This is a genomic window from Psychrobacter sp. GW64-MNA-CIBAN-0177 (assembly GCF_040309585.1).
GTDB lineage: Bacteria > Pseudomonadota > Gammaproteobacteria > Pseudomonadales > Moraxellaceae > Psychrobacter > Psychrobacter okhotskensis.
In genome coordinates this window covers 1-265 of record NZ_JBEOOY010000300.1, presented here as the reverse complement: position 1 = coordinate 265, position 265 = coordinate 1, and the positions used below count along the sequence as shown (strand labels likewise).

The 265-nt window shown below is 50.9% G+C and carries 1 protein-coding gene; it reads right to left on the bottom strand.

The window, feature by feature from the left end:
- A partial coding sequence (locus AAEY79_RS15165; RefSeq protein WP_352289287.1) for a MazG nucleotide pyrophosphohydrolase domain-containing protein occupies positions 1 to 265 on the bottom strand: 265 nt, incomplete at both ends.

Below are 265 nucleotides of genomic sequence, written 5' to 3'. Positions count from 1 at the left end.
GCCTAACTTTGACGCTTGTTTTTGCACGTCTTGTGCTTGCATCAGCGCGCTACCCGGTTTGCACGTATCCAAACGGCGGCGCGGCTTGCCACGTAGCGCACGCGCTTGATTTTCTTCTGCTTTAATCTCATCCCAGCGCTCTTTAACCGCAGCGTCATCTTGTAGGTTTTCTGCATCAAAGACATGCGGATGGCGACGAATCAACTTTTCTTGCAGCGTAGTAATGACATCTGTCAAATCAAAGCGTCCTTGCTCCGCATAGAGC